The following is a 14,882-nucleotide window of genomic DNA, read 5'->3' as shown; positions in this document are numbered from 1 at the left end:
TAAATTTAATAAACATTGTATTAAATTTGTTCCAGCATTTTTTTAATATATTTAGAAATGAGTGGGCTGTTTATTACAGATTGTTTTATTGCATTTCTTAGAAACGAAGGAATTTCCCTTTCTTTAATATCAAAGCCAATATCAGGATTAATCCTGTTAAGCAGTTCTGCTTTTTTAATCAGCTCTGCGCTATTACAATCAACAACGCAGTCTTTTAAAGTAAATGGCAGATCTTGTTTTTTTATGCTAACAAGGCTATCAGCTGCTTTTGGATTTAACCTGTAATAATAATTTTGTCTGCTATTTACTTGCGATGTTATTATACATAACAGCAAACTTGAAGTATCAGTTATTGGCACATTTACATAGTAGTGCGCTGGTGCTTCAGGGTCGTGTTTACAGTCTTTAAAATGACATATACAAAAGTCTGAAAGATATTCAATTATTAGCTCTGCCGGTAATTCCACGCTTAATCATAATTTCCGGTAAGTATTTTCCCAGATTCTGTCAGATGTTCCATCGGCATAGTTAGAGGGTCATTATCAAGTAAAGACAGCAACTCCTTTGTGTTTATAGGTTCACTTCTGCTTTGCCCAGCTTTTAATAACTGTTCGTGTTGATACCACTCAGGGTATTTATGCGTATAATCTCTAAGCTCCCACTGCGTCATACGTCCAAATTGATTAATCACAAAGTCAAAAGATTCTATATCACTTTCAGATAACATGTCAAAATCGCGTTCAGTGGCAGATTGTTTGGCTTTAAAGGTGTAAGTGTCAGTTTCCTCAAACAATGCACAAGCACATCTAAGCTCACTAGCAGAAAGGCTTTTGGAATTAAAACTCAAAACATCTTTAACTACAGAGCCCACTGGCCCGTGCTCCATAGCTAAGTACTTATCTCTGGTAACAGTGCGGCCATAACGAATAAGATGGAATTTATCGGCAAGGTAAATTAACTTAATCAGTTTCAATTTATCTGAAGGTCCAAGCTTACTCAACAGATAAAACACTGCTTCAATTACAGTAGTTGTATTTGTCATTATCAACCACCTCGCTTAGCATTATATATGTTAAAACAAATTGGCATAAAAGTAAATAATAATATTTTACCCATTTTAAATTAGAATTGTAATGGTATATAGCTTTACTCTGTAGAATAAAAGCTCTTCTATACAATAAAAAATATCTGCCTTGTATTTCAAATTGAATTTGAAATCATTTTTGCCGGATCCACATGCCGGTCAAATTCCTCTTCGGTCAAAAGCCCAAGTTTGACGCAAGCCTCTTTGAGGGTAATTTTGCACTGGTGGGCGGTTTTAGCGATTTTTGCGGCATTATCGTACCCCACAACAGGATTTAACGCTGTTACAAGCATGAGAGAGTTTTTTACATGAGAGGCGATAGTGTCCTCATTGGCTTTTATACCGCAAACGAGGTTTTCGTTAAAAGACCGGCATGAATCGGCAAGCAGGTTTATGCTCTGTAATAAATTATAGATAATCACTGGTTTATACACGTTTAGCTCAAAATTGCCTTGAGAGCCGGCAAACGCTATGGTTGCATCGTTTCCCATGACCTGAGCACAGACCATAGTCAGTGCCTCACACTGAGTGGGGTTTACTTTGCCTGGCATAATGGATGAGCCTGGTTCGTTGGCAGGAAGAGTCAGCTCCCCAATTCCTGAGCGCGGTCCTGATGCTAACCATCTGATATCGTTTGCAATTTTTAAAAGTGCAATGCTCAGAGTCTTAAGTGCACCGGAGACAGACACAATCGGCTCGTGTGAGCTGAGAGCGGCAAATTTGTTTTGTGAGGGTTTAAAGGGTAATCCGGTCTGTTTAGAAATATATGTTGAGGCACACTCTGCAAACTCAGGGTGCGCATTAAGGCCGGTTCCTACCGCAGTACCCCCTATTGCTAAGTCATATAGGTAAGGGATAACGTTTTCTGTTGCAGTTATGCAAAAATCCAGCTGTGCCACATATCCTGAAAACTCCTGCCCTAAAGTAAGAGGCACTGCGTCCTGAAGATGAGTTCGCCCTATTTTTATAATTTTGGAAAACTCCTCTGATTTATCATTTAAACCGTCCCTGAGAGCTTTAACAGACGGCATTAGCCCTCTTGTCAGAGTGATGGTTGCCGCTATGTGCATGGCGGTTGGGAAAGCGTCGTTTGAGGACTGGGATTTATTAACGTCATCATTGGGATGCACAGGCTCTTTAGAGCCAATAACGCCGCCAACTGACTCTATAGCACGGTTTGCAATTACCTCGTTAACGTTCATGTTGGTCTGAGTGCCGCTTCCTGTTTGCCAAACGGAAAGCGGGAAATGACTGTCAAGTTTGCCCTCTATGATCTCATCAGCGGCTTTAGCAATCAGGTCTGCCTTAACGGCGGAAAGCTGCCCCAGGTCCCTGTTAGCAAGGGCTGCCGCTTTTTTTAAAACTCCAAAGGCGCGTATTACCTCTATCGGCATTTTCTCAGCCCCTATTGAAAAAAACCTCAGAGATCGCTCAGTTTGAGCTCCCCACAACCTGTCAGCATCAACCTCAATGCCTCCCATTGTGTCTGTTTCCGTGCGTTTAGCCGCCATGCCGCCGTCCTCCTAAGCTTAAGTTATCAACAATACTCAGAACCATCGGTAAGTATTATAGTAGTTTTGAAACAGTTTTTTCACACAGTATTAAGTTTTTATAAAATACTGCCGATAAGTTGACTAAGAGCAGCAAAGAGGCTGCAAGAAGGTAATAAGTAGTAAGGCGTACGTAAGAGCAGTGTGAGATATTGTAAGGATACAGTATTGCAACATAACTAACGAAAAGTATAGAACTAGAGTTTTAAGATTTAAAGCGGCAGCCGGATGCTGTCAGAAATTGTAACATTACAAGGAGGTTGACATGACTTTACTAACTGCAGCAAAAAGAATAACTCCTCTACCCAAAACCATAAACGATACATAACACTTGATGTTGCCTTAATTTATTAATGATTAATAAATTAAGCGATAGCGGCGTAACTGTTTCAGAAAATGTTTGAATTAGTTTGTTTGTAAACTAATAGCCGGATGCTATTAGACTAATATGAGACACACGGAGGTTTATCATGGCTTTTGTAATAAACACAAACATAATGTCTATCAGTGCACAAAACAATCTAAGGAAAACCCAGAATCCCCTTCAAACAGCAATGACGAGATTATCATCAGGCTTGAGGGTAAACTCAGCGGCAGATGACGCAGCAGGGCTTGCAATCGCAACAGGCATGGACTCACAAACAAGAGGTTTGACAGTTGGCGTAAGAAACGCAAACGACGGTCTCTCTATGGTTCAAACGGCTGAGGGCGCAATGGATGAAATAACAAATAACCTTCAGAGAGTCCGGGAGCTTGGCGTGCAGGCAATGAGTGGCCAGTACGGTGCAACCGATGTCGCCTACATGCAAAAAGAGGCAAACTCACTTGTAGAGGAGATAGGGAGAATCTCCGAGCAGACCAAATTTAACGGTGTGCGGCTGCTTGCTGGTAATTATGACACTGTTGCGAAGTCAGGCATTACCACAAAGATAAAGTTTAACACAAGCTATTCAGCAAGCGACTCAAGTATAAGCATAGCGGTACCTTCTCTGAACACGGATGCCTTAGGCGGCAAAACATTTAAGGCCAGCAGTGATGGGCTCAAAGATGGGCTGACCATGTATTTAAAAGACATTCACACTACTACTGGTACAAGCGGAATAGCTATCGTTAACGGTCAAACCATGGCAGTAGGAGACACCTTGCTTATGGGTACAGCTGGAGCACCGCCTCCGCCAAACTGGACATACAGTACATCTATGTCAACATCAGCGTTAGCTACAACGCAGCCAGGCGCTATCAGTTACACCGGTATAGCAGCGTTTCAGGTTGCTAAACTCGATACTCAGGGTAATTTAGTCCGCGATGTTCAAGGCCATGTGACCTTCACATCGAACGCTTCAAACACTGTAGCTGTTATTGACGAGGCTTTGAACACTGTGAATTCTGCAAAGGCAGATATGGGAGCTAAAGCAAATCAGTTAGAGGCTGCTATTAATAACTTAGGCAATATAATACAGAATACACAGTCAGCACGGTCAAGAATAATGGATGCCGACTTTGCTACTGAGACGGCAAACCTTACCAAGTCCATGATTCTGCAACAGGCCGGTATATCGGTTCTGTCACAGGCCAATTCGTCTCCGCAGAACGTGCTTTCACTGTTGAAATAAAAAAATATGGTAACACGGAGGTTAACAGGAGTGGGATTTAATTCCCAATAGTTTGAAAAACTGAAATATCAGGAGGTGGTGAAGTGTAGAAAAAGGTTACCGGTAGTTGGATGTACGAGTTTTAGATAACTAAAATAATAGCCGGACGCTATTAATAAAATGTGCAAGGAGGTTTATCATGGCATTTGTAATAAACACAAACATAATGTCAATTAACGCACAAAACAATTTAAGGAAAACCCAGAATCCGCTCCAAACAGCAATGACGAGATTATCGTCAGGCTTGAGGGTAAACTCAGCGGCAGATGACGCAGCAGGGCTTGCAATCGCAACAGGAATGGACTCACAAACAAGAGGTTTGACAGTTGGCGTAAGAAACGCAAACGACGGCCTCTCTATGGTTCAAACGGCTCAGGGTGCAATGGATGAGATAACCAATAACCTTCAGAGAGTCCGGGAGCTTGGCGTGCAGGCAATGAGCGGCCAGTATGGTGCAACTGATGTCGCCTATATGCAAAAAGAGGCAAACTCACTTGTAGAGGAGATAGGGAGAATCTCTGAGCAGACCAAATTTAATGGTGTGCGGCTGCTTGCCGGTAATTATGACACTGTTGCGAAGGCAGGCCTTACGACAAAGATAAGTTTTAACACAAGCTATGCAGCAAGCGATTCAAGTATAAGTATAGCTGTACCCTCTCTGAACACGGATGCCTTAGGCGGCAAGACATTTAAGGGCAGCAGTGATGGGCTCAAAGATGGTCTGACCATGTATCTAAAAGACATTCACACGACTACTGGTACAAGCGGAACAGCCATCATTAACGGTCAAACCATGGCAGTAGGAGATACCTTGCTCATGGGCAAATCTGGAGCACCGCCTCCGCCAAACTGGACATACAGTACATCTATGTCAACGTCAGCCTTAGCTACAACACAACCTGGCGCTATAAGTTACACCGGTATAGCGGCGTTTCAGGTTGCTAAACTTGATACTCAGGGTAATTTAATCCGCGATGTTCAAGGCCATGTGACCTTCACATCGAACGCTTCAAACACTATCGCCGTTATCGACGAGGCTTTGAACACTGTGAATTCTGCAAGAGCAGACATGGGAGCTAAATCAAACCAGCTTGATGCTGCTATTAACAACTTAGGCAATATAATACAGAATACACAGTCAGCACGGTCAAGAATAATGGATGCCGACTTTGCTACTGAGACGGCAAACCTTACCAAGTCAATGATTCTGCAACAGGCTGGCATATCGGTTCTGTCACAGGCCAACTCGTCACCGCAGAACGTGCTCGCACTGTTACGGTAGAATGGGAAAACAGTAGGTTAACATGAGTGGGATATAATGCCCGATGATTTGAAATTAGCAATTCTCCGTGGTTTTTACCACGGGGAATTTTTCTTGTTGTTGAGATACCCTGCGGCTTTGCCGCGGGGATAGTCATTATCAGGAGGTGACTAAAATGTAGAAAAGAGCTTATACCAAGTAGCCTTCAATCGCCTAACTTTGTTGGCATTGTCGCAAGCTCCTCAACGTACTAAAAAGTACGCCTGCGTCGCTTGCTCCTCGCCGCCTCGTTATGCTTCTGAATACAACTCGGTATTAAAAGTATGTAGATCTGCGGACTTAAAATAATAGCCGGATGCTATTAAGAAAAAGTGCAAGGAGGTTTATCATGGCATTTGTAATAAACACAAACATAATGTCAATTAACGCACAAAACAATTTGAGGAAAACTCAGAATCCGCTTCAAACAGCGATGACGAGATTATCGTCAGGCTTGAGGGTAAACTCAGCGGCAGATGACGCAGCAGGGCTTGCAATCGCAACAGGAATGGATTCTCAAACAAGAGGGTTGACTGTTGGCGTAAGAAACGCAAACGACGGTCTCTCTATGGTTCAAACTGCTGAGGGTGCAATGGATGAGATAACAAATAACCTTCAGAGAATCCGGGAGCTTGGCGTGCAAGCAATGAGTGGCCAGTATGGTGCAACCGATGTCGCCTACATGCAAAAAGAGGCAAACTCACTTGTAGAGGAGATAGGGAGAATCTCTGAGCAGACCAAATTTAACGGTGTGCGGCTGCTTGCCGGTAGTTATGACACTAACACAAAGACAGGCCTTGGTGTTACGGCAAAATTTAACACAAGCTATGCAGCAAGCGATGCACAGATAAGTGTCTCTATACCCTCTCTGAACACGGATGCCTTAGGCGGCAAAACATTTAAGGGCAGCAATGATGGTCTCAAAGATGGGCTGACCATGTATTTAAAAGATATTCACACCAGTACCGGTACAAGCGGAACAGCCGTCGTAAACGGTACCACTATGGCAGTAGGAGATAAATTGTTCATGGACGGAAATGGAACACCGCCTCCGGCAAATTGGACGTACAGTACTTCTATGTCAACGACACCGTTAGCTACAACGCAGCCCGGCCCTATCACTTACACCGGGATAGCGGCGTTTCAGGTTGCTAAACTCGATGCTCAAGGTAATTTAGTCCGTGATGTTCAAGGCCACGTGACATTCTCATCGAACGCTTCAAACACTATCGCCGTTATTGACGAGGCTTTAAACACTGTGAATTCTGCAAAGGCAGACATGGGAGCTAAGTCAAATCAGCTTGATGCGGCTATTAACAACTTAGGCAATATAATACAGAATACACAGGCAGCACGGTCAAGAATAATGGATGCCGACTTTGCCTCTGAAACGGCAAACCTTACCAAGTCCATGATTCTGCAACAGGCCGGTATATCTGTTCTGGCACAGGCTAATTCTGCGCCACAGAACGTGCTTGCATTGATAAGGTAATTTTAGGACAATCTTTCGGGAGGAGGAGGGGGAATGCCTCCTCCCTTTTTTTGTTTACAATTGATACATGGTATATTATGCTTAGCTAACCTATCTTATCTTTTAACCATGTTTGTTGAAATTCTATTCGAAACGGTATCAACAAACTCAGCAGCAGTCTTTCCAATGTCTTCACTTTCCATGATACCGGAGGCAACGGCAACAGCATGAGCGCCAGCCTCTAACACGAGTTTGACGTTTTCTTGCACAATCCCGCCTATTGCTACAACAGGAATTGACACTTGGCTTAGCACCTGAGAAAGCATCTCAATACCTTTTGGAGAACCGGCATCTTTTGTCGTTGTGTGAAACACAGGACCGAATCCTATGTAGTCAGCGCCCTCCTCCTCTGCCCTTACCGCCTCCTCCACGCTATGCGTGGATACTCCGATTATTATATGCCGCTTTTTAGCAAAAACCTTTCTGACATATTTAATCGGCATATCATCCTGCCCGATGTGCACTCCGTCAGCATCCACCGCAAGGGCAATGTCCGGGTAGTCGTTAATAATTAGTTTTACGCCGTTTGCCAATGTCAGAGCTCGCAGCACCCTGCTGGTTTTAAATATCTGAAGCCTGTCGCTTGTCTTATCTCTTAACTGTATCCACTTAACGCCGCTCCCTATAGCAGACACCGCTGAGTCAAAGGCTGGTTTAATACGGTCGCCTCTGTCCATAATCAGGCAAAGACCGCTTTGATAGAGTCCTCTGTAAGTCATCAAATGTGGCCACCTTTTAGTCTTTCAAGATATCCGGTGTCAAATTCACCGCTCAGGAAATCAGGATTAGTAAGAACTGTTTTATGAAAAGGAATTGTTGTCTTTATCCCTTCAATTTTAAACTCTGAAAGGGCTCTTTTCATCTTGTCAACGGCATCCTTACGGGTAGCGCCGTGGGAGATTACTTTGGCAATTAACGAGTCATAGTAAGGCAGCACGGTACAACCGCTATAGATGTACGTGTCAACTCTGATGCCAGGGCCTCCGGGCAGGTATAAAAACGTAATCTTACCGGGTGACGGCACAAAAGTGTACGGGTCTTCGGCATTAACACGGCACTCAATCGCGTGTCCATGTATTTTTATATTTTTTTGTTTTATGCTTAGCGGCAGCCCTGAGGCCAGCCGTATCTGCTCTTTTATTATATCCACGCCTGTTACAGCCTCTGTCACCGGGTGCTCTACCTGCACTCTTGTGTTAATTTCCATAAAGTAAATGCTGTCATCTCTGTCAACAATGAACTCCACTGTTCCCACATTTCTGTATTTAAGGACTTCAGCGGCTTTAATCGCATATTTACCAAGTTTTTCTCTTAGTTTTTCCGTAATAACAGGTGATGGGGATTCCTCGATGAGTTTCTGGTGCCGGCGTTGTACGGAACAGTCACGCTCGCCAAGATGAATAGCTGTGCCGTCGCTGCCAACCGCTATCTGAACCTCAATATGCCGGATAAGGGGTATATATTTTTCGATATATAAGTCGCCAACACCAAACGCAGCAAGAGACTCTGCCTCTGCCGCTGAAAATGCCTGCTCAAGCATTGACTCCTCTCTGACTATCCTCATACCTCTGCCGCCACCGCCAGCTGAGGCTTTAATTATTACGGGATAGCCAATTTTTTTGGCGATGCCCAGGGCACTCTTTTTATCTATAATGTTGCCGTCACTGCCGGGAATAACCGGAATGCCGTGTTTGCGGAGGATCTGCTTAGCACGGGACTTATTTCCGCCGAGTCTGATGTTTTCCGGGGTGGGGCCAATGAAGGTAATTCTGGATTTTTTGCACGCCTCGGCAAAGTGCGGGTTTTCAGAAAGGAATCCGTATCCGGGATGAATTGCACCGGAGTCGGTTATCTCAGCAGCACTTAATATTGACGGAATGTTAAGGTAACTATCTGCCGCTTTTGGCGGCCCCACACAGACCGACTCATCTGCCAAAAGGACGTGCATAGCGTCTTTTTCTATTTCTGAGTAAATAGCCACAGTTTTTATCCCCAACTCCTTACAAGCACGAATTACACGTATGGCTATCTCACCTCTGTTAGCAATCAGTATTTTTTTCAAAAGGGACATTTATTTCACTCTCACCTTCTAACGGGCGCTGCCGTTAAAGCGGATTTATATGAAAAAGCGATTCGCCGTATTCTACCGATGTTTCGCTTTCGTGGAATATCTTAACTATTTCGCCGTCACATTCACTTTCGATTTCATTCATGAGTTTCATTGCCTCAACGATACAGAGCACCTGTCCGCTTTTAACTTTATCCCCAAGCTCTACAAAGTTAGGAGCTCCGGGGGATGGACAGCGGTAGAAGGTGCCAACGATTGGAGATTTCACAGCTACGTATTTATCCTCTTCTACTGTCTCAGACAAGGACACCTTCGGGGTATCAGCAGCCTCTGTATGCAGCTGTGCCTGACTTACTGCCGGCCTGCTAAGTCCTCTGCGTATTTTTAACTTAAGCCCATCCTCTTCGTAAAAAAACTCGGTTATGTCAGTTTCCTTTAAGAAATCCGACAGTTCTTTTATCTTTTCCAGATCCATTATTTCACCCTCTCTATGTACTCAAAGGAACGTGTGTCAACCTTAATGACATCGCCCTCATTGATGTGAAAAGGAACCTTTATTGTCGCTCCGGTTTCAAGCACTGCAGGCTTATTTCCGCCTGAGGCAGTGTCTCCCTTAAAACCCGGGTCGGTTTCAGTAACAGCAAGCTCTACAAAGATGGGAAGCTCTACGGCAAGGGATTTTTCCTTGTGAAAAAGCACTGTCACCATCATGTTTTCTTTGAGAAACAGTTTGCTGTCTCCGAGTTGCTCTTCAGTCATAGGCAATTGCTCGTAACTTTCCATATCCATAAGGTAGTAGTAACCGTCCTGAAAGTACAGGTACTGCATCTGCCTTGCGTCAAGATTGGCTTTAGGAAACTTGTCTCCGGAGTTAAATGTATCCTCTATAACCTTACCGCTTTTGAGGCCTTTCATCTTAGCTCTTACAAAGGCTCCGCCTCTGCCCATTTTCACATGCTGAAACTCTATAACCTCATAGGGTTCGCCCTTATACTCTATCTTGGTTCCCCTTCTAAAATCATTTGTTGCTATCACACAAACCTCCAAAAAACGTGTTTTTTGTCATGAAATCTCCAGTTACATTAGTATTATCTCATATTGAATATAATACACCACGCACACAGAGTTTGTATAGAGGGGGGTTGTTGGTGGAGATATTTCAGATTTTTTCTTGACAAATATCATGGACTTAAGATAGCATATTTAAGGGTTTATACGGGAGGAATGCCGAATATATAGTAAACGGATAAGGATTAGGGGGCTTTATTATGGAAAAGTTGACAGATGAGATGAGAGATGCTATTTTAATCTCAATGAATGAGGGGCTAAAATCTCTCAAAGTAGATGTGAGCGCTCTCAAAGGGGATGTAAGCGCTCTCAAAGTAGATGTAAGCACTCTCAATAAAAAATTTGATGAAAGAGACATTATTATAAGCTCGATGAATGAAGGGATAAAGGCTCTCAAATCAGATGTAAGCACGCTCAAAGGGGATGTGGAGTCTCTCAATAAGAAATTTGACGAAAGAGACGTTGTTATTAACTCAATGGATGAGAGCATAAAAGTTATCACCAAAGAGCTTGCAAAAAAACCAGATGAGGAAAGGACTCGCCAGATAGTTAGAGAAGAGCTGGACAATGCTTCTTTTTCGACAGATCAGCCGATTAAACTTAAAAGAATTTCCTGATTCATTTGTCTTATTTGTTGTAAGGTTCAATTTACGGCCGATTTACTCATTGCTTTTGTAAGTTAACGCTGGCTCTCCGTCTGTAGTAATAAACCCGGAAAGTTCAAGAAGTTTTTTGTCTTAAACCATATTTTTCAAAACAGCGAAAAGAGACGACACGTCGCGCACAAGACCTTGTCGATGCGCACCCGCAAAACGAAAAACCGCCGACAAAACCATGACGGAGTCCAACATTAGACAAAAGAATACTTTTTGTCTAATGTTGGCAGAGACTTCGCAGAAACAACCTCAAAAACGGTACCGCTGTCTTTGATGGTTTTACCCAATATTCATCATGTATATATATTCATCTGGACTAATAATATCCATTTGAAGCTTATTTTTTGTATTATCAGAGAGAGTGTTCAACAATCTCCGGCATCGCCGAGCCTTTATATGGGCAAACAGCGGCATGAGTACCTTGGAGATCATGCAGAGGCCTGGTCACAGCAATATCTCCACTACAATGGGATACCGAAGATTGTTGGGGTTTACGCGGATATGACTTTCTCCAAATCTTCCCCAAAATTGGAATAAAAACAAGGGGTTGACGAATATCGTCTAACCCCTTGTTTTTATTGAATGCCGGTGGGGGGAATCGAACCCCCACCCGGTTGCCCGGAACGGATTTTGAGTCCGTCGCGTCTGCCTGTTCCACCACACCGGCCTACATCATGAACAGTTAATAAGCTATAATTATGAAATCAAAGTGCATCAATCAGAGATCTTAACGATACCTTTTCCCGTTACTTTTGCACTATACAAGGTTGCCTTTGTGCGTGAAAGTAAGTCCTCGAGTTTTTCGTTTTCTTTAAGTTGTGCAATTCCTATGGATAGTGTCGTTTGCAATTGCTTATCCGTAAAGCGGTTTGAATTTATTTTTTCCACAAAGCGGTTTATGACACTATGTGCATTTTCTACTGATGTCCCAGGCATATAAAGAATAATCTCATCTATCCCATACCTTCCCAGAATATCAATTCCCCTGACAGAGGCCCTGAGTTCATCAGCCATCTCACAATAAAGCTCATCGGCTGTATCCGGACCATAGATAGATGTCACCTCCTTAAAGTTATCCATATCCATCATGCAAATAGAAAGAGACGTTTTTGTCCTTTGAGTCTTGTTATACTCATCAATCAGCCTGTTATAAAAAAAGTGATAGTAAAGTAGTCCGCATTTTGGGTCAACACGCCTAAGTTCATTAAGATGTGATAATATGCGCTCTTTCCTTAAGGATTCCGAACAGATATTTGCAATGGCAATCAAATAATCCTTCATATGGGCAGTGATTTCCACCTCGCTGTCAAAAAAAACAGCAATAAACCCCATAGGCCTGTCCTCTGTCTCAAGCCTTATCAATGCTGCAACTGAATAGTCTGTCTCCATACGAACATCATTGTAAACATCCTGAGGATCGGTATTTTTAACAACAAGGAAACTGTCAGTGAGAAGTATTTTACCAACTGCAGCTTTACCTGTTGCACGTTTATACGAATGCGTGTAGTGGGCCGACAGGTTGTACCGGTTATTAATTTCAAGATACCCGCTCTGAGGGTTTTTTAGTACCAGAGCTGCAGAGGATGCTCCTAACACATCTTTCAACGAAAACAATATCTGATGCACTGTATGCACGGAAGAGACCTGTTGATTCAGCTCGTTTATCGAATTACAAAGATTTTTGAACATTTTTGTTTGCATAACCCACAACCTCCCTATTCCTTATAAAAATTTTATCATTGCTCTTTTTGTATTATAACATTTCTGTTAATAAAAGTATTTCTGTCGGCGTTATTAATTTTCAATGCTCCACTGCTTTAGTGGGCGCTTATGACTGCAACCCGGTACAAATAGTGTATAAAAAAATTTTTGACATATCTTCGTGTATTGTGTTAAAATCTTTCAAATATTGTAAGTACGGCTGTTTGTGTGATGAGTTCAGTAGTGAATAAACGGATGGCCTGTCGAATCTTTTTTCAATAGCATAGCTCATCGCAAAGTCATTTGTTTATGAAAATGCAAGCGGTAGGAGGGTGCATGAGAAAATTAATACTTGTTTTTCTAATTTTGTTTGCCGTCTTTTTCTGCAGTACCGGTTTGTATGCTGATGAGTCTAAGGCAACAGATTCAGAGTTAAAAAGCTCCTTGTTTAAGGACCCTGTGAATCCTGAAGTGAACCTTAAGCTTGGCCGCCTTTATTATGATGAGAAATTATATGATGAGGCAAGAGACTATTTTGAAAATGTCATAGCTTTGTCACCTGGTAGTCCTCAGGCTACAGAGGCACAGGCCTATCTTGATAAAATCAAGAAAATGTATGGCCCTAAGCCGTGGTTTGTTAATGTCTCCGGAGGAATTCAGTACGATAGTAATGTGCTTTTAGTTACCGACAACAGTTTTCTACCCTCCAATGTATCAAGAAAGGATGACTGGAAAGAGGTTCTTTATTTTAGCGGAGGGTATTCCTTTGTAAAAACCGATAAGTTAGAGGCTATGGCTCGTTTGGGGTTTTATCAGAGTATAAACAACAGGCTTAAAGATTACAATATAACACAGAGCTTGTTTGAACTGTCTGTGCGTTACATTGCCTCGGATTTTGTTAAGTTAGAAGGTAAGTATGGGTTTGAGTACGTTTTGGTAGGCGGCGACAGGTTTGATTATGACCATTATTTTTCGCCCTCAGTTGTACTTATGGAGGGTAAAGACACCTTTACGGCGCTTGAATATCGTTACAAGTACACAAAATTTATTGACGGCGCCAACTTTCTTACTAATTCAGAAAGAACAGGGGGAAACCACCTCATAGGACTGAAACAGAGATTGCCCTTGTTTGACAAGATGTCTTTAGAACTGGGATACGCTTATGACAAAGATTTTGCAGACACTGACAATTGGAAATATGACGGCAACAAGGGGTTTGCCAGCCTTGATGTCCTGCTGCCTCTTAACTTAATGGCTAATGTCTATGCAGAGTACTATAGGAAAGACTACAACGGAAGGTTTGAGGGTTCAAGCGTTAACCGGTCGGATAATGCACAGACTTATTCGGGGTCATTAACTGAAGTTTTATCAAAAAACCTGAGTCTGTCTCTGGCAGAGTCTTACACGAAAAACAATTCTAACACTGAGGCTTACAGCTACGACAGAAATATTACAAGCCTGTTTTTGAATGTGAGGTTTTAAATGAAAAAAATCAAATCTACTCTCATACTGCTAATATTATCGGCGTTTGCAATGGCCTCTGCTGAGGCAGTGGATGATGTCGCTAAGGTTGTTGCACTGAAAGGTAACGTTTTTATAGAAAGGCCACAGGGTCAGGTGCAGGCAAAGGTTAAGGATGATGTATTGTTAAACGATACAGTGTCAACCAGGGAAGAGTCTAAGACAAAAATTCTCTTTATAGATGATAGCGTTTTAACTCTGGGAGAGAAATCTAAGCTTGTTGTTAAGGAGTTTATCAGCAGCAAGGACGACAGGGGTAAATCTGTTTATAATCTCTTAGATGGTAAAATCAGAACGATAGTGGGCAGAACCAATTTTGAAGTTCACACGCCTAATGTGGTTGTGGCAGCACGAGGAACTAATTTTTATGTGGAAACCGGTATGAAAAATAATGTGCATTATTCCACAGTGGTGTGCTTTGAGGGAGTTGTGGACATAAAAAGCATAGATGCAAGCGTCAAAGGCACGGTAATTCTGACTCCGGGAATGATGCTTAAAGTGACAGAACATCAGCAGAATATGCCGCAACCTGAAAAATCAACTCCTTCTGTTTTGTCTGCGACGTACCTTGACAGCTCTACCAAAACACAGGATACAGGTGCACCAACAATGACTCAGGCACAGGCAATTGCTGACACTCTGTCTAATGTTACGGCTCCGCCGATTCCACAGCAACCGCCGCCACCACCGCCCACCAGTAATGCTCCTGCAAATACAACGCCAGTTAAAATTAACATAACATTTCCATGAT

15 protein-coding genes and 1 tRNA gene are annotated in these 14,882 nt (G+C 42.6%); 7 read left to right on the top strand and 9 right to left on the bottom strand.

Going from position 1 to position 14,882, the window contains the following annotated elements; genetic code table 11:
• Window positions 1-20 precede the first annotated feature (20 nt).
• The 3 genes from HQK88_11585 to fumC form a co-directional block, all read right to left on the bottom strand.
• Window positions 21-467 carry a hypothetical protein gene (locus HQK88_11585; protein ID MBF0617443.1) on the bottom strand — a complete coding sequence of 149 codons (447 nt, stop codon included), beginning with the start codon at window positions 465-467 and terminating at the stop codon, window positions 21-23.
• A 2-nt stretch (window positions 468-469) separates the two neighbouring features.
• Window positions 470-1,042, bottom strand: a complete 573-nt coding sequence (locus HQK88_11580) for a SocA family protein (GenBank protein ID MBF0617442.1) — start codon at window positions 1,040-1,042, stop codon at window positions 470-472.
• Window positions 1,043-1,200: 158 nt separating this feature from the next.
• The gene (gene fumC / locus HQK88_11575) at window positions 1,201-2,595 is read right to left on the bottom strand and encodes a class II fumarate hydratase (protein MBF0617441.1); all 1,395 of its coding nucleotides are present in this window, start codon (window positions 2,593-2,595) and stop codon (window positions 1,201-1,203) included.
• Between the two features lie 509 nt (window positions 2,596-3,104).
• On the opposite strand from fumC, the gene HQK88_11570 reads away from it, so the two are divergent.
• From HQK88_11570 to HQK88_11560, 3 genes are all read left to right on the top strand, one after another.
• Entirely contained in the window at window positions 3,105-4,247 is a 1,143-nt protein-coding gene (locus HQK88_11570; protein ID MBF0617440.1) for a flagellin FliC, read from the top strand.
• Window positions 4,248-4,425: 178 nt separating this feature from the next.
• Window positions 4,426-5,568, top strand: a complete 1,143-nt coding sequence (locus HQK88_11565) for a flagellin (GenBank protein ID MBF0617439.1) — start codon at window positions 4,426-4,428, stop codon at window positions 5,566-5,568.
• A 367-nt stretch (window positions 5,569-5,935) separates the two neighbouring features.
• Window positions 5,936-7,078, top strand: coding sequence for a flagellin FliC (locus HQK88_11560; protein MBF0617438.1), 1,143 nt, complete (start codon window positions 5,936-5,938; stop codon window positions 7,076-7,078).
• A 95-nt stretch (window positions 7,079-7,173) separates the two neighbouring features.
• Here the strand turns inward: HQK88_11560 and thiE are convergent, their stop codons facing one another.
• Genes thiE through efp form a run of 4 tightly spaced genes read right to left on the bottom strand, consistent with a single transcriptional unit; the run spans window position 7,174 to window position 10,220 of the window.
• Entirely contained in the window at window positions 7,174-7,839 is a 666-nt protein-coding gene (gene thiE / locus HQK88_11555; protein ID MBF0617437.1) for a thiamine phosphate synthase, read from the bottom strand.
• A complete protein-coding gene (gene accC / locus HQK88_11550) occupies window positions 7,836-9,188 on the bottom strand; it encodes an acetyl-CoA carboxylase biotin carboxylase subunit (GenBank protein ID MBF0617436.1) in 1,353 nt (450 codons plus the stop codon). The genes thiE and accC overlap by 4 nt, the downstream gene beginning before the upstream one ends.
• 34 nt (window positions 9,189-9,222) lie before the next feature.
• On the bottom strand, window positions 9,223-9,660 hold the full coding sequence (gene accB / locus HQK88_11545) for an acetyl-CoA carboxylase biotin carboxyl carrier protein (protein MBF0617435.1): 438 nt from the start codon (window positions 9,658-9,660) through the stop codon (window positions 9,223-9,225).
• On the bottom strand, window positions 9,660-10,220 hold the full coding sequence (gene efp / locus HQK88_11540) for an elongation factor P (protein ID MBF0617434.1): 561 nt from the start codon (window positions 10,218-10,220) through the stop codon (window positions 9,660-9,662). Before efp ends, accB begins: the two co-directional genes overlap by 1 nt.
• Before the next feature lie 233 nt (window positions 10,221-10,453).
• On the opposite strand from efp, the gene HQK88_11535 reads away from it, so the two are divergent.
• Entirely contained in the window at window positions 10,454-10,870 is a 417-nt protein-coding gene (locus HQK88_11535; protein MBF0617433.1) for a hypothetical protein, read from the top strand.
• 400 nt (window positions 10,871-11,270) lie between these two features.
• Entirely contained in the window at window positions 11,271-11,414 is a 144-nt protein-coding gene (locus HQK88_11530; GenBank protein MBF0617432.1) for a tyrosine-type recombinase/integrase, read from the top strand.
• A gap of 78 nt (window positions 11,415-11,492) precedes the next feature.
• Here the strand turns inward: HQK88_11530 and HQK88_11525 are convergent.
• Together HQK88_11525 and HQK88_11520 are read right to left on the bottom strand one after the other, a co-directional pair.
• A tRNA-Leu gene (locus HQK88_11525) sits at window positions 11,493-11,576 on the bottom strand.
• A 47-nt stretch (window positions 11,577-11,623) separates the two neighbouring features.
• Window positions 11,624-12,610 (bottom strand): GGDEF domain-containing protein, encoded by a 987-nt coding sequence (locus HQK88_11520; GenBank protein MBF0617431.1) that lies wholly within the window; start codon window positions 12,608-12,610, stop codon window positions 11,624-11,626.
• Window positions 12,611-12,946: 336 nt separating this feature from the next.
• Between HQK88_11520 and HQK88_11515 the strand changes: the two genes are divergently transcribed.
• A complete protein-coding gene (locus HQK88_11515) occupies window positions 12,947-14,092 on the top strand; it encodes a hypothetical protein (GenBank protein MBF0617430.1) in 1,146 nt (381 codons plus the stop codon).
• Window positions 14,093-14,881 (top strand): FecR domain-containing protein, encoded by a 789-nt coding sequence (locus tag HQK88_11510; protein MBF0617429.1) that lies wholly within the window; start codon window positions 14,093-14,095, stop codon window positions 14,879-14,881.
• Window position 14,882: the final 1 nt, after the last annotated feature.

The sequence above is a fragment of the Nitrospirota bacterium genome, from assembly GCA_015233895.1.
Lineage (GTDB): Bacteria > Nitrospirota > Thermodesulfovibrionia > Thermodesulfovibrionales > Magnetobacteriaceae > Magnetomonas.
Note: the sequence above shows the minus strand (reverse complement) of the source record. Positions and strands in the feature narration are given on the sequence as shown.